We start from the raw sequence: 23,249 nt of genomic DNA, 5'->3' as shown, positions 1-23,249 counted from the left end.
ATCAATCCCGCAGATCAGACTCGTGAATCGGCTGATCCCGATGGGTCGCACGTTGATACTGCGCCGGCCACACCGCTTTACGACCGCCCAGATCATCGTCGGCATGCAGCGGCCAGTACGGATCACGCAGCAGCTCACGGGCGAGGAAGATGATGTCGGCCTGACAGGTTCGCAAAATGTGCTCGGCTTGCGCAGGCTCGGTAATCATTCCCACGGTGCCGGTGGCAATGCCTGACTCCTTGCGCACCCGTTCGGCGAAGCGCGTCTGATAACCCGGTCCCACCGGAATTTCCGCGTTCGCTGCGGTACCGCCAGACGACACGTCGATGAGATCCGCGCCGAGGGTTTTCAGGCGTCGCGCCAGCTCCACGGTTTCATCGGGGTTCCAGCCGTCCTCGACCCAGTCGGTCGCCGACAGGCGCACAAACACCGGCAGTTCTTCCGGCCACACGGCACGTACCGCCTCGGTCACTTGCAGCACCAGACGAATGCGGTTTTCGAACGAACCGCCGTACTGGTCACGACGCTGATTACTCAGCGGCGAGAGAAACTGGTGCAGCAGATAACCATGCGCCGCATGCACCTCGACCACACTGAAACCGGCGGTAAGCGCGCGTTTGGCTGCTGACACGAAGTCCTGAATGACCTGGGCGATCTGCCCCTCATCAAGTTGCTTGGGTTGGGTGTGTTGCGGGTCAAAGGCAATCGGCGAAGGCCCGACCGGGGTCCAGCCGCCGTCATCCGGTTTGACGCTGCCATGCTTGCCGATCCACGGCCGATGGGTGCTGGCCTTGCGCCCGGCGTGGGCCAGTTGAATGCCGGCCACTGCGCCTTGCGCGTTGATGAATCGGGTGATGCGTTGCAGCGGTGCGATCTGTTCGTCGTTCCACAGGCCCAGGTCTTCGGCGGTGATCCGCCCGTCAGCCGTGATCGCTGTGGCTTCGGTAAACACCAGGCCCGCGCCCCCCACGGCCCGGCTGCCGAGGTGCACCAGATGCCAGTCGTTGGCCAGGCCATCGACGCTCGAGTACTGGCACATGGGCGACACGGCGATGCGGTTGGGCAGGGTCAGTTGGCGAAGGGTAAAGGGTTCAAGCAGCAGACTCATGGGGCACCTCTCAAATCAGTGGGCAGGCTCCAGGGTTCTGTTTGAAAAGTCGACGAGTGACAGGAAAAAGGTGCAGCACCCGCCCCCGCGGGCAAAAAATTCGACAAGACGTCACAAGGCCAATCAAGCAGTGCTTAGAGCCTAGTCGACATCCGGGGATGAGGGAGGGTTCAGAGTGATTCTGTGTGTGTAAGTCCGCTTTCGTCGGAACGCCGCCCGGAGCAAGCTCGCTCCCACAAGGACAAGAGCGTACCTGTGGGAGCGAGCTTGCTCGCGAAAGGGTCAACGCGGTTCGATGTGGGCAATCATCAATTGCACGGTTTCATTGCCGCGAAATTCGTTGAGATCAAGTTTGTAGGCCAGTTCAACCCATTTGATCGTCGGGTTCGGCCAGATATCGCGATCGATGCCGAACGCGATGCCGTCGAGCTTCACCGAACCGCATTCGGTTTTCAGCACCACTTTCAGGTGCCGCTCGCCGACCACTCGCTGCTCGACCAACTGGAACACGCCATGAAACAGCGGCTCCGGAAAATGCTGCCCCCACGGCCCGGCATGGCGCAGGGCGCGGGCCAGCTCCAGATGAAATTCTTCAACAGCCAAGGTGCCGTCCGACAGCAGGCGCCCGGTCAGATCTTCTTCGCGAAGCTGCCTGCGCACCTCGGCGTCGAAGGCCTCGGCGAACAACGGAAAATTCTCCTGCGGCAAGGTCAGGCCGGCCGCCATCGCGTGGCCGCCGTACTTGGCGATCAGATCCGGATGCTGCGCCGCGACCACGCTCAGCGCATCGCGAATATGGAAACCCTGCACCGAACGCCCCGAGCCCTTGAGCAAACCGTCGCCAGCGTCGGCAAAGGCGATGGTCGGGCGGAAATATCGCTCTTTCATCCGCGAAGCCAGAATACCGATCACACCCTGGTGCCATTCCGGATCGAACAGGCAAAGACCGAACGGCATCGACTCGACCGGCAAGTCCTTGAGCTGGGCCAGCGCCTCGCGCTGCATGCCCTGCTCAATGGATTTGCGATCCTGGTTCATGCCGTCCAGTTGCGCGGCCATTTCCCGGGCCAACGCAGCGTCGTGGGTCAGCAGGCATTCGATGCCCAGGCTCATGTCATCCAGACGCCCCGCCGCGTTCAGGCGCGGGCCGACGATGAAGCCGAGGTCGGTGGACGTGATGCGTGAGGCATCACGCTTGGCCACTTCAAGAATCGCCTTGATCCCCGGCCGCGCACGCCCGGCGCGAATCCGCTCCAGGCCCTGGTGCACCAGAATCCGGTTGTTGGCATCCAGCGGCACCACGTCGGCAACGCTGCCCAGCGCCACCAGATCCAGCAGTTCGCCAATGTTCGGCTGTGTCTTGCTCTCGTACCAGCCGAGGCTGCGCAGACGCGCACGCAACGCCATCAACACATAGAAGATCACCCCGACACCGGCCAGTGCCTTGCTCGGAAACTCGCAGCCAGGCTGGTTCGGGTTGACCAGCGCATCGGCCTGCGGCAGCTCATCGCCGGGCAAGTGGTGGTCGGTGATCAAGACCTTCAGGCCGTGACGTTTCGCGGCCGCCACACCTTCGACGCTGGAAATGCCGTTGTCGACGGTGATCAACAGTTGCGGCTCGCGGGTCATCGCGACTTCGACGATTTCCGGGGTCAGACCATAGCCGTATTCAAAGCGGTTCGGCACCAGATAATCGACGTGCGCCGCGCCCAGCAGGCGCAAGCCAAGCACGCCCACGGTGCTGGCCGTCGCGCCGTCGGCGTCGAAGTCACCGACAATCAGAATCCGTTGACGCTGCTCCAGCGCCGTCACCAGCAGGTCCACCGCCGCATCGATCCCCTTGAGCTGCTGGAACGGAATCAACCGCGCCAGGCTCTTGTCCAGCTCCGCCTCGGACTGCACGCCCCGCGCCGCGTACAGGCGGGTCAGCAGGGGTGGCAGTTCACCGAGAAACGGCAGAGTGGCGGGCAACGGGCGAGGATCGATACGCATGGGGTGACAGAAGCTTCTCTTGAATACGTGGGATTTTTCGGGAGTAACGCGGACTTAGCCGCGCTCGCCTTGCAGCCAGGTGAGCTGGACTTCGTGCTGGCCGCGATCATCGGTGACGAAGATCGTGCCTTCACTGATCATCACGTCCCACTTGATGACGCGGGGCATGTCCTGGGCCAGGGTTTCCAGCACTTCCTGCGGGACAGCGGCAATGTTGACGTTCTTCAGGTTTTTGATCGCCGGGATCACCTTGCCTTCCCAGACGCGCAGGCTGCCGTAGGCCAGCAGGCTGGTGCGTTCGGTGCGACGGGAGCACCAGGTCAGGCGATCAGCATCTGGCTGGCCGACTTCGATCCAGTGCAGGACACGGTCGTCCAGGCTCTTTTCCCACAACGCAGGTTCATCGACATCCGACAGACCACGACCGAACGACAGTTGCTCGTTGTACCAGAGCGCGTAGGCCAGCAGGCGTACGGTCATGCGTTCTTCGGTTTCCGAAGGGTGACGGGCGATGGTCTGCTTCACGTTCTCGTAGACGCTGCGGTCAAGATCGGTGAGGTTCAGTTCGAATTTGTAGGTAGTGGACGGCTGGGCCATGAACGGGCTTCTTGATACGAGGAAAGTCGGCAAGTCTAACCGATGCTGTAGGCAATCCACGAATTGATGGCGATCAACCTTGCGCGACTGACAGCCGGCTATGTTAAAACGCTGTATCTGCTCAGCCTTGTCCTACAGGATTTCGCATGCCGTTCGCCAACAAACCGCTCAGCGGTCTGAAAGTCATTGAATTGGGTACCTTGATTGCCGGGCCGTTTGCCTCGCGCATTTGCGGCGAGTTCGGTGCCGAAGTGATCAAGATCGAATCGCCGGACGGCGGTGATCCGCTGCGCAAGTGGCGCAAGCTGTATGAAGGTACTTCGTTGTGGTGGTTCGTCCAGGCTCGCAACAAAAAGTCCCTGACGCTGAACCTGAAACACCCGGACGGCCTGGCGATCCTGAAAAAACTGCTGGGTGAAGCCGACATCCTGATCGAGAACTTCCGCCCCGGCGTGCTGGAAAAACTCGGCCTGGGCTGGGAAACCCTGCACGCGCTGAACCCGAAGCTGGTGATGGTGCGCCTGTCCGGTTTCGGCCAGACCGGACCGATGAAGGATCAGCCGGGGTTCGGTGCAGTCGGCGAATCCATGGGCGGCCTGCGCTACATCACCGGTTTCGAAGACCGCCCGCCAGTGCGCACCGGGATTTCCATCGGCGATTCGATTGCGGCCTTGTGGGGCGTGATCGGCGCATTGATGGCCCTGCGTCATCGCGAGGTCAACGGTGGCCTCGGCCAGGTGGTCGATGTGGCCCTGTACGAAGCGATCTTCGCCATGATGGAAAGCATGGTGCCGGAGTTCGACGTTTTCGGTTTCATTCGTGAGCGTACCGGCAACATCATGCCAGGCATCACGCCGTCGTCGATTCACACCAGTGCCGACGGCAAACACGTGCAGATCGGCGCCAACGGCGATGCGATCTTCAAGCGTTTCATGCTGATCATCGGTCGCGAGGATCTGGCGAACGACCCTGCACTGGCGAGCAATGACGGGCGCGACACCCGCCGTGACGAGTTGTACGGCGTGATCGATCGCTGGGTCAATTCGCTGCCGCTGCAAACCGTGCTGGACCTGTTGAACCAGGCCGAAGTCCCGGCCAGCCGGATCTTCAGCGCCGAAGACATGTTCAACGATCCGCAGTATTTGGCCCGGGAAATGTTCCTGCACGCCAACCTGCCGGACGGCAAACCTTTCAAGATGCCCGGCATCGTGCCGAAACTCTCTGAGACACCCGGCACGTCCGAATGGGTCGGACCGCAGCTCGGTGAACACAATGCGCAGGTACTCCACGATCTTGGCTACGACGAGAAGCAGATCGCCCGGCTGCGCGAAGACGGAGCCATCTGAGCTGAAACGCCGACCGGCCTCAGCCTCCAACCGCGCCCGCCACTGGTGGACGTGGCGGCTGTTCGGCCTGCTTTTTCTGCTGGTGTTGCCAGCCTGGGCGCAGGCCAAGCCAACGCTGATCTGGCTGTTGCGTGACCTGCCGCCGCTGACCATTCTCGAAGGCCCGAAAAAGGGCCAGGGCGTCATCGATCAACTGATGCCGATGCTGATAGCCGGCATGCCGCAATATGAACACACCCTGATGCGGGTCAACCGCGCCCGGGGCCTCCAGATGCTCCATGAACATCCGTTTGCCTGCGATCCGTCGTTGCTCTGGAACAGGGAGCGGGCGCAGTGGATTGCATTCTCCATCCCTGCTTTTCGCGCAGTCAGCAATGGTCTGGTGGTTCGTCGCAAAGATCGCGAAATGCTGGAGCCTTTTCTGGTCGAGGACCAGGTCGATCTGTCGGCGTACCTGGCCAACGGCGAGAGAAAAGTCGGGGTGGTGGCCGAGCGCAGTTATGGCGAATACGTCGACAAGCTGCTGCGCCAGGCACCCAGTGGCTCGCTGACGCCGCACTATGGCAACGATGCCCTCAGCAGTCTGCTGTCGATGCAGCGACTGGGTCGGCTGCAAGCGGTGCTGGGTTACTGGCCGGAAATCCGCTACCAGGCGCGTCAGGTTCAGATCGCTGAAGACGAACTGGAGTTTTTCCCCGTTCACGGTGCGGACAAGTACATCTCGAGCCATGTCGGCTGCACCGATACCACCCAGGGTCGCCAGGCGATCCGCGAAATCGATCATTTGCTGCGCACCCTGCCCCACGAACACCTGAACCAGCTATACGCCGAATGGCTCGACCCTGAAATGCGTCCGGACTATCTGGAGCAGGCACGGGTTTTCTTCCAGCAGCAGGCCGCGCAGTAAATCCCGGACAAAAGAAACCCCGAGAAGTGGGGAGACGACTCGGGGTTAAACGTGGTCTGTATCAAAGACCCGTAGCAGCAAGCGACAAGCACCGGAGCACAATGCTTGATCCTGCTGTTATGGGGTCTGACTGACCTGGATGCAGGAAGGTTCCCACAAGAGACCCATCAGTTTCAGAGTACCGGGTGCTTGTCGCGGGCAACGTTGCGCAATGCAGCGATCACACAGGGTTCCAGCCGGCCTTCGGCGATCAGGATGTCGCGATGCAAGCCATCGACCACGTCCGTCAGCTGGCGCTTGTCGCTCAACTGCGCCCTATTGAATTCGCGTTCCACCACGATGGCGCCACTGCCGTTCTTCAGTGTCACCAGGCATTCGCCCTGCAGACCGCGAGGGGTCAGCGTTACCTGATACGGGCTCAGAGCCTCACCGAGCAATAGACTGATACTTTCCATCTCGATCTCCACTCAATAGTCCGAAAACATTGTGCCTGGGGCGTGTCCACAGTAAATGACCACCGGCCCGAGAAGAAAGTTCTGCATATCGGCGGCCTCTGCGAGAGCGTCACCGACCTGTCGGAGCATGCATGGAGAAGATGACAGAAAAATAACCGATGGCTTCAGGCGCTGACCGAACGTCGGGGCGACGACAGATAGCGATCGAGCAGATTGCGCATCAGCACCGCCGAAACCGGCGTATACAGTCTGCCCAGGAGCTGTACCCCGCTCTCCTCCAGTAAAGATTCCAGGTCGGCCAGTACGCTGGGAGCGACCACCCCCAGCAGAATCAACGATCGAGCATCCCGTCGGGCAACCAGATGGTTGATCAGTGCCAGCCCCTCACCATTTTTGAGCTGCGGATTGCAAATGGCGATATCGACAGCCCCCCGACGATCCAGCGAGCGCTTTGCCGCTCCCAGCGAAGGCGCGGTCAACACGTCGTAGATTCCAATGGCGTTGAGCATCTGGTGCAACGCCATCAGTTGAAACGGGTCGGGTTCGAGAAGCAGGATTTTGAGCGAGCGCATTGGACAACCTCTTGCACGACAATCGCGGTTTCTCGCCGCAGTGGCTTGTCACTCTAGGGCAGTCGTCCTAAGCCTCCCATCAGAAAAGTAGCCAGGTTTTATAGGACATTTCCTATCTTCAACGCAGACATCGACACCCGCTATCGGTCTGCCTCTGAATGATGTCCGTCCAGCCCCCCAGCAAACCGCGCAGCGCCCCATCGGCACCGTAAAAAGGTACCGTCCACTGATAGACCTGCCGAGAACCGCCCTTGAACATCAGATGCCGTCTGCTGAAGCGTGTCTTGCGGGTGCGCAGCTGCACCATGAACTCATCATGAAGCATCAATGCCGTGGCTTGCGGAAGCACGTCGAGCTCACACAGCGTCCGCCCCTGCACCTGTTCAAGACGCACGCCGAGCGCCTCTTCATAACTGCGATTGCACATGATCAGGCGCCCCTGCAGGTCACGCACGAACACCGGGTCCGGCATGGCATCGATCAACGCATGCTGAAAAGCCAGCTGATCGCCCAGATCCTTCTCCACCTCACGTCGCTGCTTGATCTCGACAGCGAGCCGGCGACTCCATAGCAGCAAAAACAGGCCGAACACTCCGAGCACGCCCATGCCCCAACACCCCCACTCAAGCAAGCGCGTTCCGAGCGAGGGCGTCGGAGCGGGAGAAATGCCATCCAGCCATTTCAAACGCATGGCACGCAATTCGGCTGCCGAGAAGGCCCCAAGAGCTTTGTTGAGAATGCTCAGCAACTCAGGCAAGCCTTTGCGCACCGCCAGATGATCGGCCTCCCACTTGCCCTCCACCAGACCACCGACCTTGAGCAGGCCCGATGGAAACAACTGCGCACCGATCTCGTTTTCAATCGTGGCGTAAGCCTCGCCACTCTCCACTAGGGCCCGGGCCTCGGCGTAGGTCTTGACCGAGCGTATTTCGATCAGCGGATGGTCGCGTCGGATACTGTCCTCCAGCGCATGCCTGGCCGGCAGCACAAGAACCCGTTTCTCCAGCTCTTCAAGGGACTGCACCGCCGGCAAACCTGCCCGCCCGACGAACACCCACCCTGCTCCCCCAAAGGCATGGCTGAAATCGAGAAACTGCCTGCGCTCCTCGTTCATCGCCAGTGTGGTACTGATGTCGGCGACGCCACTTTCGAGCCGCTCAAGCATGTGGTTGGTGGAGAACGACTCCTGATGCACGAACTGCAAACCGGTCATGGCGCTGATGTGCTTGAGCACATCGTTGTTCAGGCCGCTCCACTGACCGTGTTCGTCCTGAAACAGATACAAGGGATACTGCACCGAGGCGACTGTCACCCTTGGGTTTTCACGAATCCACTGTTGCTCCTGCGCGTCCAGCTCAATGGGCTGGATGTTCAACTCTGCCCCTTCTGAATGCATCGTCAGATGGGCCGCCTCGGTCAATTGCAGAACCCCCGACAGCCCCAATAAAAACAACCAGCTCAGCGCTGGCCTCAATCCTGAATAAAACCGCATTGCCACATCCTTCGTCATCGACTCGCCCGTCCTTCGTGGGCGAAACACACGCAGTGTGGCATGCAAAAACAAGAAAGCCCGTCAGGAGACGGGCTTCAAAATGTGACAGCTTTCAGGGCTTAAAGCGGCTTGCCGCGATTGCCATGCTGGCTGACAAAGGCTTGCACGGCTTTCAGCTCGTTTGCCAGAACAGTGCAGCGCTCTTCTCTCTCAAACAAATCAGAAAGGTGTGCAGGCAGTTCGAGAGCTTTTCCTACGCCGGCTTTCTCCACCGCGTCCGGGAACTTGACCGGATGCGCCGTACCCAGGATCACCATCGGGATATCCAGGCTGCGACGGCATTCGCGAGCGGCTTTCACGCCGATGGCGGTGTGCGGATCCAGCACTTCACCGGTCTGCTCGTAGACTTCGGCGATGGTTTCGCAGGTTTGCGCGTCGTCCACGGCCAGCGAGTCGAACAGTTTGCGGGCTTCGGTCCAGCGTTCCTGTTCGACGCTGAAACCGCCGCCCTGCTTGAACGAGTCCATCAGGCCGGCAATCGCCGCGCCGTTGCGACCGTGCAGGTCGAACAGCAGGCGTTCGAAGTTCGACGAAACCATGATGTCCATCGACGGCGACAGCGTGGCGTGCAGGGTTTCCTTAACGTACTGGTTGCCGCTCATGAAGCGGTGCAGGATGTCGTTGCGGTTGGTGGCGACGATCAACTGGTTGATCGGCAGGCCCATGTTGCGCGCCAGGTAACCGGCGAAGATATCGCCGAAGTTGCCGGTCGGTACCGAGAACGACACCGAGCGAGCCGGGCCACCCAGTTGCAGCGCTGCGTGGAAGTAGTAAACGATCTGGGCCATGATCCGCGCCCAGTTGATCGAGTTCACCGCCACAAGACGCGTGCCCTTGAGGAAGCTCTGGTCGGCGAAGCTGGCCTTGACCATTTCCTGGCAGTCATCGAAGTTGCCTTCGATGGCGATGTTGTGGATGTTCTCGCCGAGGATGGTGGTCATCTGCCGACGCTGCACTTCGGACACACGGTTGTGCGGGTGCAGGATGAAAATGTCGACGTTTTCGCAGTGCTTGCAGCCTTCGATGGCGGCCGAGCCTGTGTCACCGGAGGTGGCGCCGACGATGACAACGCGCTCGCCGCGCTTTTCCAGCACGTAGTCGAGCAAGCGACCGAGCAACTGCAGGGCGAAGTCCTTGAACGCCAGGGTCGGGCCGTGGAACAGCTCCATGACCCATTCGTTGCCGTTCAGCTGACGCAGTGGCGCAACCGCGTTGTGGGCGAACACACCGTAGGTTTCTTCGAGAATCTTTTTGAAATCGGCGTCCGGAATGCTGCCGGTGACGAACGGGCGCATGACGCGGAAAGCCAGCTCGTGATACGGCAGGCCGGCCCAGGAAGCGATTTCTTCCTGAGTGAAACGTGGCAGGTTTTCCGGGACGTACAGACCGCCGTCGGTGGCAAGACCGGCCAGCAAGACGTCTTCGAAATTCAGGGCCGGTGCCTGGCCGCGGGTACTGATGTAACGCATGACTGACTCCAATGGACAGTGTTCACAACACCGGGCCCGCAGACGGGCCCTGTGAAGGAGATCGGCTTAGTTCAGGTGCTCGACACGGATCCGCACGACCGGACCGACCACGCCCGCCAGGGCTTCAAGGGCGGCGATCGCATCGTTGATGTGCTGCTCCAGCACGCGATGGGTCAGCAGGATCATCGGCACCAGACCGTCGTGTTCCTCGACTTCCTTCTGCATGATCGACTCGATGTTGATGCCGCGCTCCGAGAGGATGCTCGCCACCTGAGCGAGTACGCCCGGATGGTCCTTGGCCTGGATGCGCAGGTAGTAGGCGCTTTCGCAGGCTTCGATCGGCAGGATCGGATGGGCCGACAGCGAGTCCGGCTGGAAGGCCAGATGCGGCACGCGGTTTTCCGGGTCGGAGGTCATGGCGCGAACCACGTCCACCAGATCGGCGATCACCGACGACGCGGTCGGCTCCATGCCGGCGCCGGCGCCGTAGAACAGGGTCGAACCGGCAGCGTCACCGTTGACCATCACCGCGTTCATCACACCGTTGACGTTGGCGATCAGGCGATCGGCCGGGATCAGCGTCGGGTGCACGCGCAGCTCGATACCCGCGGCGGTGCTGCGTGCCACGCCCAGGTGCTTGATGCGGTAGCCCAGCGCTTCGGCGTAGTTCACGTCGGCGGTGGTCAGCTTGGTGATGCCTTCGGTGTAGGCCTTGTCGAACTGCAGCGGAACACCGAACGCGATGGACGCCAGGATCGTCAGCTTGTGCGCGGCGTCGATGCCTTCGACGTCGAACGTCGGATCGGCTTCGGCGTAACCCAGCGCCTGCGCTTCGGCCAGCACGTCTTCGAAGGTGCGACCCTTCTCGCGCATTTCGGTGAGGATGAAGTTGCCGGTGCCGTTGATGATGCCGGCGACCCAGTTGATACGGTTGGCGGACAGGCCTTCACGGATCGCCTTGATCACCGGAATGCCGCCGGCTACCGCCGCTTCGAACGCCACGATCACGCCTTTCTCGCGAGCCTTGGCGAAAATTTCATTACCGTGAACGGCAATCAGAGCCTTGTTCGCGGTGACCACATGCTTGCCATTCTCGATGGCCTTGAGTACCAGCTCGCGGGCAACGGTGTAGCCGCCCATCAGCTCTATGACGATGTCGATCTCAGGGTTCGTGGCCACTTCGAAGACATCGTTGGTAATCGCAATACCGGTCGTCTGGAACTGAGGCTTTGGCGTGCGCATGGCAATTTGTGCCACTTCGATTCCACGCCCGGCACGACGAGCAATTTCCTCGGCGTTGCGCTGAAGTACGTTGAAGGTACCGCCACCGACGGTCCCTAACCCACAGATGCCTACTTTGACCGGTTTCACTGTGAACTCCCCATAAAACGGCCGACGCGAGGCCGGCCGTGAAAACAACCGCGCAATCGCGGCTCTCTATTGATGGCCCGGCCATGTTGCCGCCGGGCCACGCTCGTCACGCCTTGGCGCGACGATGCGAATTACTTCGCGCCCAGCGCCAGTTTGGCGACTTGTGGCGCAGGCTGGTAGCCCGGAATGACTTGTCCGTCAGCCAAAACGATGGCCGGCGTGCCGTTCACGCCGATCGACTGACCGAGGGCGAACTGTTTGGAAACCGGGTTCTCGCATTTGGCGGCCTTGATTTCCTTGCCATCGACCATTTTGTCCATGGCCGCTTTCTTGTCTTTCGAGCACCACACGGCTTGCAGTTGCTCGTCACCCGGCGAGCCCAGGCCCTGACGCGGGAACGCCACGTAACGCACTTCGATGCCGCGCTTGTTCAGCTCAGGCACTTCGGCGTGCAGCTTGTGGCAGTACGGGCAAGTGGTGTCAGTGAACACAGTAATGTGCGACTTGGTCTCGCCCACGGCCGGGTAAACCACGGTCTCGGCGACCGGAATCCCGTTGATCAGTTTGGAAATGCCCAGGCGTTCGGTCTTCTCGGTCAGGTTGACCGGTTTGCCGTCCTTGAGCTGGAACATGTAGCCCTGAACGATGTACTGGCCGTCGGCGCTGGCGTAGAGCACGCGGCTGCCCTTGAGCTTGACTTCGTACAGGCCCGGCAGCGGGCTGGCGGTGATGGTGTCCACCGGAACGTCGAGCTGGAGGTTTTCCAGGCTCTGGCGGATGGCTTTGTCGGCCGCATCATCGGCGACGGCAAAGGTGCTGACCAACGCAATGGCTGCGGCGGCGAAAATCTGGGTCAGACGCATGTGAACTCCTGAAGGCGGACAAATGGAACGATCAGAACGCCCGTGCCGGAACACCGGGTCATAACCGTCCATCGTGCAAACCGGCAAAGCCTACCACATAAGGCTCCCGTGGCCGAATGCGCCTGTCGCAAGGCAGAACGCTCAGCCGCGAGGGTGATGCTTGGCATGCAGATCCTGCAACCGCGCACGGGCGACGTGCGTGTAAATCTGCGTGGTCGACAGGTCGCTGTGGCCCAGCAGCATCTGCACCACGCGCAAATCCGCGCCATGGTTGAGCAGGTGTGTGGCGAAGGCGTGACGCAGCGTGTGCGGCGACAGCGATTTGCCGATCCCGGCGACCTTGGCCTGGTGCTTGATGCGGTGCCAGAAGGTCTGGCGAGTCATCTGCTCGCCGCGCTGGCTTGGAAACAGCACATCACTCGGGCGCCCGCCCAGCAACTCGCCGCGACCGTCGCGCAGGTAGCGCTCGACCCAGACAATCGCTTCCTCGCCCATCGGCACCAGTCGTTCCTTGCTGCCCTTGCCCATCACCCGCAACACGCCCTGCCGCAGGTTGACCTGCTCCAGGGTCAGGCTGATCAGCTCGCTCACCCGCAGGCCACAGGCGTAAAGGACTTCAAGCATGGCACGGTCGCGCTGGCCGATGGCTTCGCTCAAATCTGGCGCCTTCAGCAGCGCTTCCACGTCGGCTTCCGACAGGGATTTGGGCAACGGCCGGCCCAGTTGCGGCATGTCGACACGCAAGGTCGGATCGACCGAGATCAGTTTTTCCCGCAGCAAATAGCGATAAAAGCCACGCACGCCCGAGAGAAATCTCGCGGTGGAACGGGGTTTGTAGTTCTGCTCCAGACGCCAGGCCAGGTGATCGAGGATCAACTCGCGCCCGGCATTGATCAGCTCAAGATGTTTTTCCTGCAGCCAGCCGTTGAACAGCGCGAGATCGCTGCGGTAGGCATCGCGAGTGTTGTCGGACAGGCCTTTCTCCAGCCACAGGGCATCGAGGAATTGGTCAATCAGCGGGTGGTCGATGGCGGGCATGGGCACTCTGGGCGCGCCGGCACAGGCACGACGCGCAAATAAACAGTGAACGGTTGAAAGGCTCGCTAGTCTTTCATAGCCCGCTATTTCAAGGAACAGGGAGCTTCAATGAACGAGCAGCAAATTCTCTTGGCCTTCGGCGGTATCGGCGCTGCCGCTCTGGGCTGCCAATGGCTGGCGTGGCGGCTGAAGTTGCCGGCGATTCTGTTTCTGCTGCTGACCGGCATTCTCGCCGGCCCCGTGCTGGGCTGGCTCGACCCGCAGGAAATGTTCGGTCCGCTGCTGATGCCGCTGGTGTCACTGGCAGTGGCGCTGATCCTGTTCGAGGGCAGTCTGACCCTGCACCTGTCGGAGTGGCGCGAGATCGGCAGCGTCGTGCATCGGCTGGTGACCCTCGGCGCGCTCTCGACCTGGACAGTGATTGCGGTCGCGACTCACTGGCTGCTGGGCTTCGACTGGCTGCTCGCCATCCTGTTTGGCAGCCTGACCCTGGTGACCGGCCCGACCGTGATCGTACCGATGCTGCGCGTGGTACGACCGAAGGCTTCGATCGCCAACATCCTGCGCTGGGAAGGGATTGTGATCGACCCGATCGGCGCGCTGCTCGCGGTGGTGGTCTACAGCTTCATCATTGCCCGGACCGAAGGCCATGGCCTGGAACAGAGCCTGCTCACGTTCGGCGGGGTGATTGTCTGCGGCAGCGCGTTCGGCATCGCCGGTGGCTGGCTGCTCGGTACGATCATTCGGCGTCAATGGCTGCCGGAGTATTTGCACAATCTGGCATCGCTCGCCGCGGTGCTGGGGATATTCATCGCCGCCAACCAGACCATGCACGAATCCGGGCTGCTGGCGGTGACGCTGATGGGCATGTGGCTGGCGAACATGAAAGGCGTGGATGTGCGGCACATTCTGCACTTCAAGGAAAACCTCAGCGTTCTGCTGATTTCCGGGCTGTTCATTCTGCTGGCGGCGCGGCTGGACCTGAACGCGCTGATAGGTCTCGGACCGCTGGTGCTGATTTTGTTGCTGGTGATCCAGCTGATCGCCCGACCGCTGAACGTGGTCTTGAGTACCGCGGGTTCGAGCCTGAGTTGGCGTGAGCGTGCATTGTTGTGCTGGATCGCCCCGCGCGGGATCGTCGCGGCGGCAGTCTCGGCGATCTTTGCGATTCGCCTGGATGAAGCAGGCCATGAAGGCGCGCTGTTGCTGGTGCCGCTGACCTTCGCCGTGATCATCGGCACCGTCGTGCTGCAAAGCGCGACTGCCCGGCCACTGGCGCGTCTGTTGAAAGTAGCGGAGCCGGCACCCAGCGGCTTCCTCATTGTTGGTGCAAACGGTCCGGCTCGCCTGCTGGGCAAGTCGCTGCAACAACTGGGCAGCCGGGTGCTGCTCACGGATTCGAGTTGGGAAAACATTCGGGCGGCGCGCATGGATGGTTTGCCGACCTACTTCGGTAATCCGGCCTCGCAGCACGCGGATGCGCATCTGGATCTGGTCGGGCTGGGACACTTGCTGGCGCTGTCACCGTCCGGTGAACTCAATACGCTGGCAGCCATGCGCTTTCGACATGACTTTGGCCATCAGCGCCTGTTCGGACTGGCCAGCGGTCACGAAAGCCGGCGCAGCGACAAGCACCGCGCCAGCCTGGAGCATCGTGGCAATCAACTGGGGAGCGAGGTGCTGACTTACGCCAGGCTGGCCAGCCAGTTGGGCCAGGGCGCCGATCTGTACAGCACGACGCTGACGGACGGGTTTGGCTGGGACGATTACCGGGCGCTGCATGGCAACCGCGCGACTCTGCTGTTCATGCGCGATGACAGTGGCTGGGTGCATGTGGTGACGCCGGAGACCGTGCTGAAACCGGGGCCGGGGTGGACGTTGCTGGCGTTGATTCAACCGGAAAGTGTCAGCGCCTGATAGATCAAATCGCGGGCAAGCCCGCTCCCACAGTGTCCGTGTCGAACACGACATCAGCGGACAACACAAAATCTGTGGGAGCGGGCTTGCCCGCGAATGCCGTGGCTCGGTGCCGGGTCAGGCCGCGAAGCCCGGCAGCACGGGCACTGGCCGCTTGTCATCATCAATGGCAACAAAGCTGAATTGCCCGTGAATCGCCTTTTCACGACCGTCGCAGCTCATGCTTTCAACGAACACTTCCACCTCGACCTTGAGACTGGTGTTGCCGACCTTGATCACCCGCCCGACCAGCTCGACGATGGAACCTGCCGGGATCGCATGGTTGAAATCGATCCGGTCGGTGGAGACCGTCACCAGCGGCAGACGGCAGAAACGCGTGGCGGTGATGAACGACACTTCATCCATCCAGGCCAGCGCGGTGCCGCCGAACAGGGTGTTGTGGTGATTGGTGGTCGGCGGGAAAACCGCCTTGGTCACGCGGGTCACCGAGAGTTCGGTGCGGCGTTCGATTTCTTGCTCGCGAGATGTCATGGGTACGGCCTGAAGCAATGGTGCTGTGGATAAATTGCGGACAACAAAAAAGCAGCCCGTAGGCTGCTTTTTTCTGCATCGGAAGCTGGACTTAAGCCAGTTTTTCCTTGATGCGAGCTGCTTTACCCGACAGGTCGCGCAGGTAGTACAGCTTGGCTTTACGTACGTCACCGCGACGTTTGACAGCCATGCTGTCGATCTGCGGGGAGTAGGTCTGGAAAGTACGTTCTACGCCAACACCGTTGGAGATTTTACGAACGGTGAACGCACTGTTCACGCCGCGGTTACGCTTGGCGATTACAACGCCTTCGAACGCTTGCAGACGGGAACGATCGCCTTCCTTCACTTTCACCTGAACGACAATGGTGTCGCCCGGGGCAAAGGCTGGGATCTCTTTGGTCATCTGCTCTGCTTCGAGTGCAAGGATGATTTTGTTGGTCATGCTGTGCTCCTAAGGTAAATCGTCGGATCTACCATCGATACGTTGTTAACTATCGTCCCGCTCGCGGATGTATTCCTCGAGCAGCTTCTTCTCTTCTCCAGAAAGCGAGCGGCTTTCCAGAAGATCGGCGCGTCGTTCATAGGTCCGACCAAGGGACTGCTGTAAACGCCAACGCCGGATGTGTGCGTGATTGCCACTTAGCAATACGTCGGGAACACGCTGATCCGCATACACCTCCGGTCGGGTGTAGTGCGGGCAATCCAGCAAACCATCCGTGAAGGAATCTTCCTCCGCGGAGTCCGCATGCCCTAAAGCTCCGGGCAGCAGTCGTGTAACCGCATCTATCAGGACCATCGCCGGCAGCTCGCCGCCAGACAGGACATAGTCCCCAATCGACCACTCTTCATCGACATGAGCATCAATAAAACGCTCGTCAATGCCTTCATAGCGACCGGCAATCAGGATCAATGCATCCGATTTCGCCAGTTCGCGTACCGCCGACTGAGTCAGTTGACGGCCTTGGGGGGACAGGTAAATCACCTTCGCCGCCTCCCCGGCTGCTGCCTTGGCCTGAACCAGAGCATCTTCCAGGGGCTTGATCTTCATCACCATGCCCGGACCACCGCCAAACGGGCGATCGTCCACAGTGTGATGCCGATCCGTCGTGTAATCCCGCGGATTCCAACAGGTCAGCTGCAAGAGCCCCTGTTTGACCGCTCGACTGGTGATGCCGTAGTCGCCGATGGCGGAAAACATCTCGGGAAACAAACTGATCACTTCTACGCGCAAGTTAGCCACGCTTAGAAGTCCGCGTCCCAATCCACCTTCATCTCGCCCGCTGCGAGGTCGACTGCCAACACGCATTGCTCCGTATAGGGCAACAGGCGTTCGCGATCATCCAGGCTGCCAGCGCAAGGCTTGACTACCATTACATCATTGGCGCCGGTTTCCAGAAGATGATCGATTTTCCCGAGCAGTTGCCCAAGCGTATCGATGACCTTCAGACCTTCCAGCTGGTACCAGTAGTACTCGCCTTCGGTCAATTCAGCGAACAGGCTGCGCGGCACACAGATCTCGTAACCGGCCAGAAGACGAGCTTCTTCACGATCATCAAGACCCTTGAGCTTTGCGACCAGGAACTTGTCGCTCCCGCGTCCACTGACCAGCTCGACCTGTTTGACATTGCCTTCGCGCTTGAGCGTCCAGGTTTTGTACTGCAACAGGTTTTCAGTCGGATCAGTAAAGGAATAAACCTTCACTTCGCCGCGAACGCCGTGAACAGAATAAATTTTGCCAATAACGATCAAATCATCGGCAACAGCAGGCGTCGCGTTCATATTGCTCAGGCCGCAGCCTTAGCCGATTCCTTCAGCAACTGAGCAACACGCTCAGAAGGCTGTGCACCAACGCTCAGCCAGTAGGCTACGCGCTCTTGGTTCACGGACAGACGAACTTCCTGACCACGGGCAACAGGGTTGAAGAAACCAACCTGTTCTTTGTGGGAACCGTCACGCGGGTTGCGGGAGTCGGTTACGGTCAGGTGGTAAAACGGGCGCTTTTTGGAGCCGCCAAGGGCAAGACGGATTGTTAGCATGTGAACATCGTTCCTGTAGTCGGTGCTGCAAATCTAAATGCACAGCGGGCATGGGTGCCCGAAAGGCCGCATATTCTAAGGAATATCCGGACTTTTGCAAATGACTTTTTCCGGCGCCTATGGCATGCCGTGCTGATTTGCGGTAGAGCCGTCAATAAAAACGGCCTGTCAGCTCCCGCCGAATGCGGGTTTGCTGTGAATCCCGCATCCATGCGGGACTGCGCCGGTGCGACGACCGGCGAGTTCTTTTACAGTTTTGGCATGCCGCCGCCGGGCAGCATTCCGCCCATGCCGCGCATCATTTTCGCCATTCCGCCCTTGGCGGAGAATTTCTTCATCATCTTCTGCATCTGCTTGTGCTGCTTGATCAAGCGACCGATGTCCTGCACCTGGGTGCCGGAACCCATGGCGATCCGACGCTTGCGCGAACCGCTGATCAGCTCGGGATCGCGGCGCTCGGCCGGGGTCATGGAGTTGATGATGGCTTCCATCTGCTTGAACTGCTTCTCTGCCGCACTCTGGGCATTGCCCATCTGCGAAAGGTTGACGCCACCGATGCTCGGCAGCTTGTCCATGAGGCCGCCGAGGCCGCCCATGTTCTTCATCTGTTGCAGCTGATCGCGGAAGTCTTCGAGGTCGAAGCCCTTGCCCTTCTTCAGCTTCTTGGCCAGTTTGTCGGCCTTGTCCTTGTCGAGGGTCGCTTCAGCCTGTTCGATCAGGCTGAGCACATCGCCCATGCCGAGGATCCGCGAAGCGATACGCTCAGGGTGGAACGGGTCGAGGGCTTCGGTCTTCTCGCCCATACCGATGAACTTGATCGGCTTGCCGGTGATGGCACGCACGGACAGTGCGGCACCGCCACGGGCGTCACCGTCGACCTTGGTCAGGATCACGCCGGTCAGCGGCAGTGCATCGCCAAAGGCCTTGGCCGTATTGGCGGCGTCCTGACCGGTCATGGCGTCAACCACGAACAGGGTTTCGACCGGATTGATCGCGGCGTGCAGTGCCTTGATCTCGCCCATCATCTCTTCGTCGATGTGCAGACGACCGGCGGTATCGACGATGACCACGTCGATGAATTTCAGTTTTGCTTCTTTAATAGCCGCGTTGGCGATGTCGACCGGCTTCTGGCTCAGGTCGGACGGGAAGAACGTCACGCCGATGTCGTTGGCCAGGGTTTCCAGCTGTTTGATAGCGGCAGGACGATAGATGTCCGCCGACACGACCATGACCGACTTCTTCTTGCGCTCTTTAAGGAAGCGCGCCAGCTTGCCGGCGGTGGTGGTTTTACCGGCACCCTGCAGACCGGCCATCAGAATGACGGCAGGCGGCACGGCGCTCAGGTTCAGGTCTTCGTTGGCCGCGCCCATCAGGCTTTCGAGTTCGGCCTGGACGATCTTCACGAACGCCTGGCCCGGCGTCAGGCTGCGCGACACCTCGGTGCCGACAGCGCGTTCCTTGACCGAATTGACGAAGTCCTTGACCACCGGCAGGGCAACGTCGGCTTCGAGCAACGCCATGCGCACTTCACGCAGGGTGTCTTTAATGTTGTCTTCAGTCAGTTTCGCCTTGCCGGTGACATGGCGCAGCGTCTGCGAGAGACGGTCGGTTAAGTTTTCAAACATTGCGCGATCCTTTCAGGCCCTGTGTAGACCGGGATAATGGCGGCCCGGACCGGAATCAACATGTACTCGGCGAGCCTGCGGCGTGGGCAGGTCGCGGATTATAGCGAAGACTGCGTCTGGCGGACACCTCGCTGTCAGCTTGCCGGTCTTTCGTGCGATGACCGTTCTATGCCAAACTCAGCGCCTTTCGGGCTTGCCTAACAGGATTTATGCTCCCCTTGTCACCGAGTTTGCTGACCACCCTCGCCGCCGCCCTTCTCTATGCCGCTGCGACCCTTTATCAGGGCACCCGCCTGGCCACTGGCGCCAAGGCCAACAAGCGCCTGCTGGTCACGCTTGGCGTGCTCGCCGTGCTGGCCCACAGTGCCAGCCTGCTGACTCACCTGCTGACGCCGATCGGTCTGGGCCTGGACTTCTTCAGTGCGTCGAGCCTGATTGCCGCAGCAGTCATCGCCCTGACCCTGCTGGCCTGCTCGCGGATCCCGGTGGAAAACCTGCTGGTCCTGCTGTTCCCGCTGGGGGCGATCACCGTGTTACTGGCGCAGTTTGCGCCGACCGGCACCGTGCAGATCATCGACGAAGAGCCGGGCATTCTTGCGCACATCCTGCTATCGATCCTCGCCTACGGCATGTTCACCATCGCCGTGTTCCAGGCCTTGTTGCTGCTGGTGCAGGATCACCAGCTCAAGAACAAACACCCGTCCGGGCTGATCAAGAACTTCCCGCCGCTGCAAACCATGGAAAGCCTGCTGTTCGGCTTCCTCTGGGCCGGCTGGACGCTGCTGTCGCTGTCGCTGATCTCAGGCTGGCTGTTCGTCGAAAACCTGTTTGCCCAGCACCTGGTGCACAAGACCCTGCTCGCCTGTCTGGCCTGGATCGTGTTCAGCGTGCTGTTGTGGGGCCGCAATCGCCTGGGCTGGCGTGGCCACAAAGCGATCCGCTGGACCCTCGCCGGTTTCTGTCTGCTGATGTTGGCGTATTTCGGCAGCAAACTGGTCCGTGAATATATCCTGCACATCTGACGGGCGGCATAAATGGACGGTTTGCCCATAGGGCCGATGCTCGCGGTATTTGTCCTGCTGATTCTCTGGTCGGGGCTGTTTACCGCCATCGAAGTGGCGCAACAGCATCTGCTGGCACAACGCACCGCGTCGCGTGCCAGTGACAAGCCACTGGCAAAACTCAGCTTTCCGCTCGACAGCCTGATCCTGTGCAACACCCTGTGCCGCGCCCTCGCCGTGGTACTTGCCACGCTGCTGGCGATTTTCCTCTGTGAAGAAAACGGTCCCTGGGCAGCCACCCTGGGTGCCGGCGCCGTCCTGCTGGTGTTTGCCGACTATTTCCCGCGCACCCTCGCCCAGCGTTATCCGGACGCCGTGCTGTCATTCGGCAACACGTTGCTGGCAGTGCCGCTGAAAGTGATCTATCCGCTCGCATGGCTGCTGAGCAGCATCAGTGGTTTGCTGCTGCGTCCGCTGGTGCGCAAGCAGCAGGTCGTGCAACAGAGCGAAGATGACGTCCCGCCGGAACGCCACGACGACCCGGAACATCCGTCACGCACGCACCCGGTTTCCGGTATCCACGCGCTGGACAACATCACGGTCAACGACATCCTGGTGCCTCGCAGTGACGTCGACGGCATCAATCTCGACGATCCGATCGAAGAGATCATCGAGCAGTTGCGCCACAACAAGCGCACGCGCCTGCCGGTTTTCCACAGCGACATCAACCAGGTCGAGGCGGTCCTCAATACCCGGCAGATCCGCCACTTGCTGGACAATCACGCCCTGACCCGCGAAGCGCTGCTCGCCGCCAGCTACGAGCCGTATTTCGTCCCGGAAAGTACACCGCTGCAACTGCAGCTGCTGAACTTCCACAAGCAGCAGCGTCGTCTGGGCATGGTGGTGGACGAGTACGGCGAAGTGTTGGGGATCGTCACGTTGGAAGATATTCTCGAAGAAATCGTCGGCGAATTCGAAAGCGAGCACAGCCTCGACAACCCGCACATTCATCCGCAGGCCGATGGCCGTATGGTGATCGATGGCGCCGCCTCGATCCGCGAGCTGAACAAATGCCTGGGCTGGCACCTGCCCAGCGACGGCCCGCGGACCCTGAATGGCCTGGTGACCGAAGCGCTGGAAACCATTCCGGAAAGCGCGGTGTGCCTGAAGATCGGGCGCTATCGCCTGGAGATCCTCGAAACCGAGGAAAACCGCGTGAGCAAAGTGCTCATCTGGCACACCAGCTCGGCACCGGCGCTCACGCCCATCCGCTAGCTCGCCCCTTGTTCAATCGTTAGCCACCTTCCTATAATCGCGGTGCTTACCCAAGCCCCGCCGAACCCCGTGCTTACCCCGCACCCGACAGGTTCCGGCAGGTTCATCGCCGTTTTCCGCATCACACCGACGACTGTTCCTACCTGAAACAGCGCTCGCGCCCTATCCCACATCCCCGGGTAGTCGACCATAATAATTCGCTCCAATGGAGCTCATGACTGTCAGGGATCACCGCATGACGACCAGTACCGCTTACAGCGACACCGCGCCGACCCAACCGGCCAATTCCGCCACCCGAGTGGCCACCGCGAGCTTCATCGGCACGGCCATCGAGTTCTACGACTTCTACGTCTATGCCACCGCCGCTGCGCTGGTGATCGGGCCGGTATTCTTTCCGCAGACATCCGGCACCGCGCAGATGCTCTCGGCATTCCTCACCTTCGGTATCGCCTTCCTCGCCCGCCCGCTGGGTTCTGCGCTGTTCGGCCATTTCGGCGACCGGATCGGGCGCAAGTCCACGCTGGTGGCTTCGCTGCTGCTGATGGGTGTCTGCACCACGCTGATCGGCGTGCTGCCAGGTTACGACAGCATTGGGGCGTGGGCACCGATCCTGCTTTGCGTGTTGCGCTTCGGTCAGGGTCTCGGACTCGGCGGTGAATGGGGTGGCGCGGCATTGTTGGCCACCGAAAACGCGCCGAAAGGCAAACGGGCATGGTTCGGCATGTTCCCGCAGTTGGGCCCTTCGATTGGTTTTCTGGCAGCCAACGGCCTGTTCCTGACCCTGGCCATGACGCTCAATGACGAACAGTTTCGCAGTTGGGGCTGGCGGATTCCGTTCCTGCTCAGTGCGGTACTGGTGATGGTCGGGCTGTACGTGCGTCTCAAACTCCACGAAACGCCAGTGTTCGCCAACGCCATCGCCCGTCAGGAGCGGGTGAAAGTGCCGCTGGTCGAGCTGTTCAGCCAATACTGGGCGCCAACATTGCTGGGTGCCGCCGCCATGGTCGTCTGCTACGCGTTGTTCTACATCTCTACGGTATTTTCCCTGAGCTACGGCGTGTCGACGCTGGGCTACAGCCGCGAGACATTCCTCGGTCTGCTGTGCTTCGCCGTGTTGTTCATGGCAGCCGCGACACCGTTGTCGGCCTGGGCCAGTGATCGTTATGGACGTAAGCCGGTGCTGATCGTCGGTGGTGTGCTGGCGATTCTCTCCGGATTTCTGATGGAACCGTTGCTGACTCAGGGCTCGACCTGGGGCGTGGCACTGTTCCTGTGCATCGAGCTGTTCCTGATGGGCGTGACGTTCGCCCCGATGGGCGCGCTGCTGCCGGAACTGTTTCCGACACACGTGCGGTATACCGGCGCATCGGCGGCCTACAACCTCGGCGGCATCGTTGGAGCCTCGGCGGCGCCGTTCTTTGCGCAGAAACTGGTGGCGATGGGTGGTTTGAGTTACGTCGGCGGGTATGTGTCTGCGGCCGCGGTGCTCAGCTTGATCGCTGTGCTGTGCCTGAAGGAAACGCGCCATAACGACCTGAATCAGGTGTCGTAAGCGCAATGATCGCTCCCGCACAGGCGGGAGCGATCAGATAGC

Annotated in this window: 22 protein-coding genes; 6 read left to right on the top strand and 16 right to left on the bottom strand. The window is 60.7% G+C overall.

Going from position 1 to position 23,249, the window contains the following annotated elements:
* Position 1 precedes the first annotated feature (1 nt).
* The 3 genes from DLD99_RS05545 to DLD99_RS05535 form a co-directional block, all read right to left on the bottom strand.
* Positions 2–1,108 carry an NADH:flavin oxidoreductase/NADH oxidase gene (locus DLD99_RS05545; RefSeq protein WP_114881528.1) on the bottom strand — a complete coding sequence of 369 codons (1,107 nt, stop codon included), beginning with the start codon at positions 1,106–1,108 and terminating at the stop codon, positions 2–4.
* Positions 1,109–1,390: 282 nt separating this feature from the next.
* Positions 1,391–3,100 carry a single-stranded-DNA-specific exonuclease RecJ gene (gene recJ, locus DLD99_RS05540; RefSeq protein WP_114881527.1) on the bottom strand — a complete coding sequence of 570 codons (1,710 nt, stop codon included), beginning with the start codon at positions 3,098–3,100 and terminating at the stop codon, positions 1,391–1,393.
* A gap of 54 nt (positions 3,101–3,154) precedes the next feature.
* Entirely contained in the window at positions 3,155–3,697 is a 543-nt protein-coding gene (locus DLD99_RS05535; RefSeq protein ID WP_007954646.1) for a YaeQ family protein, read from the bottom strand.
* Positions 3,698–3,843: 146 nt separating this feature from the next.
* Between DLD99_RS05535 and DLD99_RS05530 the strand changes: the two genes are divergently transcribed.
* On the top strand, positions 3,844–5,043 hold the full coding sequence (locus tag DLD99_RS05530; protein ID WP_114881526.1) for a CaiB/BaiF CoA transferase family protein: 1,200 nt from the start codon (positions 3,844–3,846) through the stop codon (positions 5,041–5,043).
* Entirely contained in the window at positions 4,970–5,950 is a 981-nt protein-coding gene (locus tag DLD99_RS05525) for a TIGR02285 family protein (protein ID WP_114881525.1), read from the top strand. The genes DLD99_RS05530 and DLD99_RS05525 overlap by 74 nt, the downstream gene beginning before the upstream one ends.
* A 173-nt stretch (positions 5,951–6,123) precedes the next feature.
* On the opposite strand, the gene DLD99_RS05520 is transcribed toward DLD99_RS05525, so the two are convergent.
* From DLD99_RS05520 to xerD, 7 genes are all read right to left on the bottom strand, one after another.
* The gene (locus DLD99_RS05520; protein ID WP_114881524.1) at positions 6,124–6,405 is read right to left on the bottom strand and encodes a DUF3509 domain-containing protein; all 282 of its coding nucleotides are present in this window, start codon (positions 6,403–6,405) and stop codon (positions 6,124–6,126) included.
* Between the two features lie 164 nt (positions 6,406–6,569).
* Positions 6,570–6,977, bottom strand: coding sequence for a response regulator (locus DLD99_RS05515; RefSeq protein WP_114881523.1), 408 nt, complete (start codon positions 6,975–6,977; stop codon positions 6,570–6,572).
* A 118-nt stretch (positions 6,978–7,095) separates the two neighbouring features.
* A complete protein-coding gene (locus tag DLD99_RS05510; protein WP_114881522.1) occupies positions 7,096–8,469 on the bottom strand; it encodes a transporter substrate-binding domain-containing protein in 1,374 nt (457 codons plus the stop codon).
* Positions 8,470–8,588: 119 nt separating this feature from the next.
* A complete protein-coding gene (thrC, locus tag DLD99_RS05505) occupies positions 8,589–9,998 on the bottom strand; it encodes a threonine synthase (RefSeq protein ID WP_114881521.1) in 1,410 nt (469 codons plus the stop codon).
* 66 nt (positions 9,999–10,064) lie between these two features.
* Positions 10,065–11,369 carry a homoserine dehydrogenase gene (locus DLD99_RS05500; RefSeq protein WP_011332618.1) on the bottom strand — a complete coding sequence of 435 codons (1,305 nt, stop codon included), beginning with the start codon at positions 11,367–11,369 and terminating at the stop codon, positions 10,065–10,067.
* A gap of 131 nt (positions 11,370–11,500) precedes the next feature.
* The gene (gene dsbC, locus DLD99_RS05495) at positions 11,501–12,232 is read right to left on the bottom strand and encodes a bifunctional protein-disulfide isomerase/oxidoreductase DsbC (RefSeq protein ID WP_085711641.1); all 732 of its coding nucleotides are present in this window, start codon (positions 12,230–12,232) and stop codon (positions 11,501–11,503) included.
* 141 nt (positions 12,233–12,373) lie between these two features.
* Entirely contained in the window at positions 12,374–13,270 is an 897-nt protein-coding gene (xerD, locus tag DLD99_RS05490) for a site-specific tyrosine recombinase XerD (protein WP_114881520.1), read from the bottom strand.
* Positions 13,271–13,378: 108 nt separating this feature from the next.
* Between xerD and DLD99_RS05485 the strand changes: the two genes are divergently transcribed.
* A complete protein-coding gene (locus DLD99_RS05485) occupies positions 13,379–15,187 on the top strand; it encodes a cation:proton antiporter (RefSeq protein WP_114881519.1) in 1,809 nt (602 codons plus the stop codon).
* A 117-nt stretch (positions 15,188–15,304) separates the two neighbouring features.
* Here DLD99_RS05485 and DLD99_RS05480 read toward each other — a convergent pair whose 3' ends face one another.
* The 6 genes from DLD99_RS05480 to ffh form a co-directional block, all read right to left on the bottom strand.
* Positions 15,305–15,718: an acyl-CoA thioesterase gene (locus DLD99_RS05480; RefSeq protein WP_114881518.1), complete on the bottom strand. Its 414-nt coding sequence runs from the start codon at positions 15,716–15,718 to the stop codon at positions 15,305–15,307.
* Between the two features lie 91 nt (positions 15,719–15,809).
* On the bottom strand, positions 15,810–16,160 hold the full coding sequence (rplS, locus tag DLD99_RS05475; protein WP_009047143.1) for a 50S ribosomal protein L19: 351 nt from the start codon (positions 16,158–16,160) through the stop codon (positions 15,810–15,812).
* 45 nt (positions 16,161–16,205) lie between these two features.
* Positions 16,206–16,916, bottom strand: a complete 711-nt coding sequence (trmD, locus tag DLD99_RS05470; RefSeq protein WP_240789116.1) for a tRNA (guanosine(37)-N1)-methyltransferase TrmD — start codon at positions 16,914–16,916, stop codon at positions 16,206–16,208.
* A 44-nt stretch (positions 16,917–16,960) separates the two neighbouring features.
* Positions 16,961–17,497, bottom strand: a complete 537-nt coding sequence (rimM, locus tag DLD99_RS05465) for a ribosome maturation factor RimM (RefSeq protein ID WP_085711646.1) — start codon at positions 17,495–17,497, stop codon at positions 16,961–16,963.
* A gap of 5 nt (positions 17,498–17,502) precedes the next feature.
* Positions 17,503–17,754: a 30S ribosomal protein S16 gene (gene rpsP, locus DLD99_RS05460; RefSeq protein WP_003198088.1), complete on the bottom strand. Its 252-nt coding sequence runs from the start codon at positions 17,752–17,754 to the stop codon at positions 17,503–17,505.
* A gap of 248 nt (positions 17,755–18,002) precedes the next feature.
* Complete coding sequence (ffh, locus tag DLD99_RS05455; protein ID WP_085711647.1) at positions 18,003–19,379, bottom strand: signal recognition particle protein; 1,377 nt, start codon at positions 19,377–19,379, stop codon at positions 18,003–18,005.
* A 209-nt stretch (positions 19,380–19,588) separates the two neighbouring features.
* Between ffh and DLD99_RS05450 the strand changes: the two genes are divergently transcribed.
* From DLD99_RS05450 to DLD99_RS05435, 3 genes are all read left to right on the top strand, one after another.
* Positions 19,589–20,401, top strand: coding sequence for a cytochrome C assembly family protein (locus DLD99_RS05450; protein WP_085711648.1), 813 nt, complete (start codon positions 19,589–19,591; stop codon positions 20,399–20,401).
* Between the two features lie 12 nt (positions 20,402–20,413).
* Positions 20,414–21,655, top strand: coding sequence for a transporter associated domain-containing protein (locus tag DLD99_RS05445; protein WP_114881517.1), 1,242 nt, complete (start codon positions 20,414–20,416; stop codon positions 21,653–21,655).
* Positions 21,656–21,890: 235 nt separating this feature from the next.
* On the top strand, positions 21,891–23,207 hold the full coding sequence (locus DLD99_RS05435; RefSeq protein ID WP_114881515.1) for an MFS transporter: 1,317 nt from the start codon (positions 21,891–21,893) through the stop codon (positions 23,205–23,207).
* Positions 23,208–23,249: the final 42 nt, after the last annotated feature.

This window comes from Pseudomonas kribbensis (genome assembly GCF_003352185.1).
Lineage (GTDB): Bacteria > Pseudomonadota > Gammaproteobacteria > Pseudomonadales > Pseudomonadaceae > Aquipseudomonas > Aquipseudomonas kribbensis.
The sequence above is the reverse complement of the archived record's forward strand: the minus strand, read 5'-3'. Positions and strand labels throughout refer to the sequence as shown.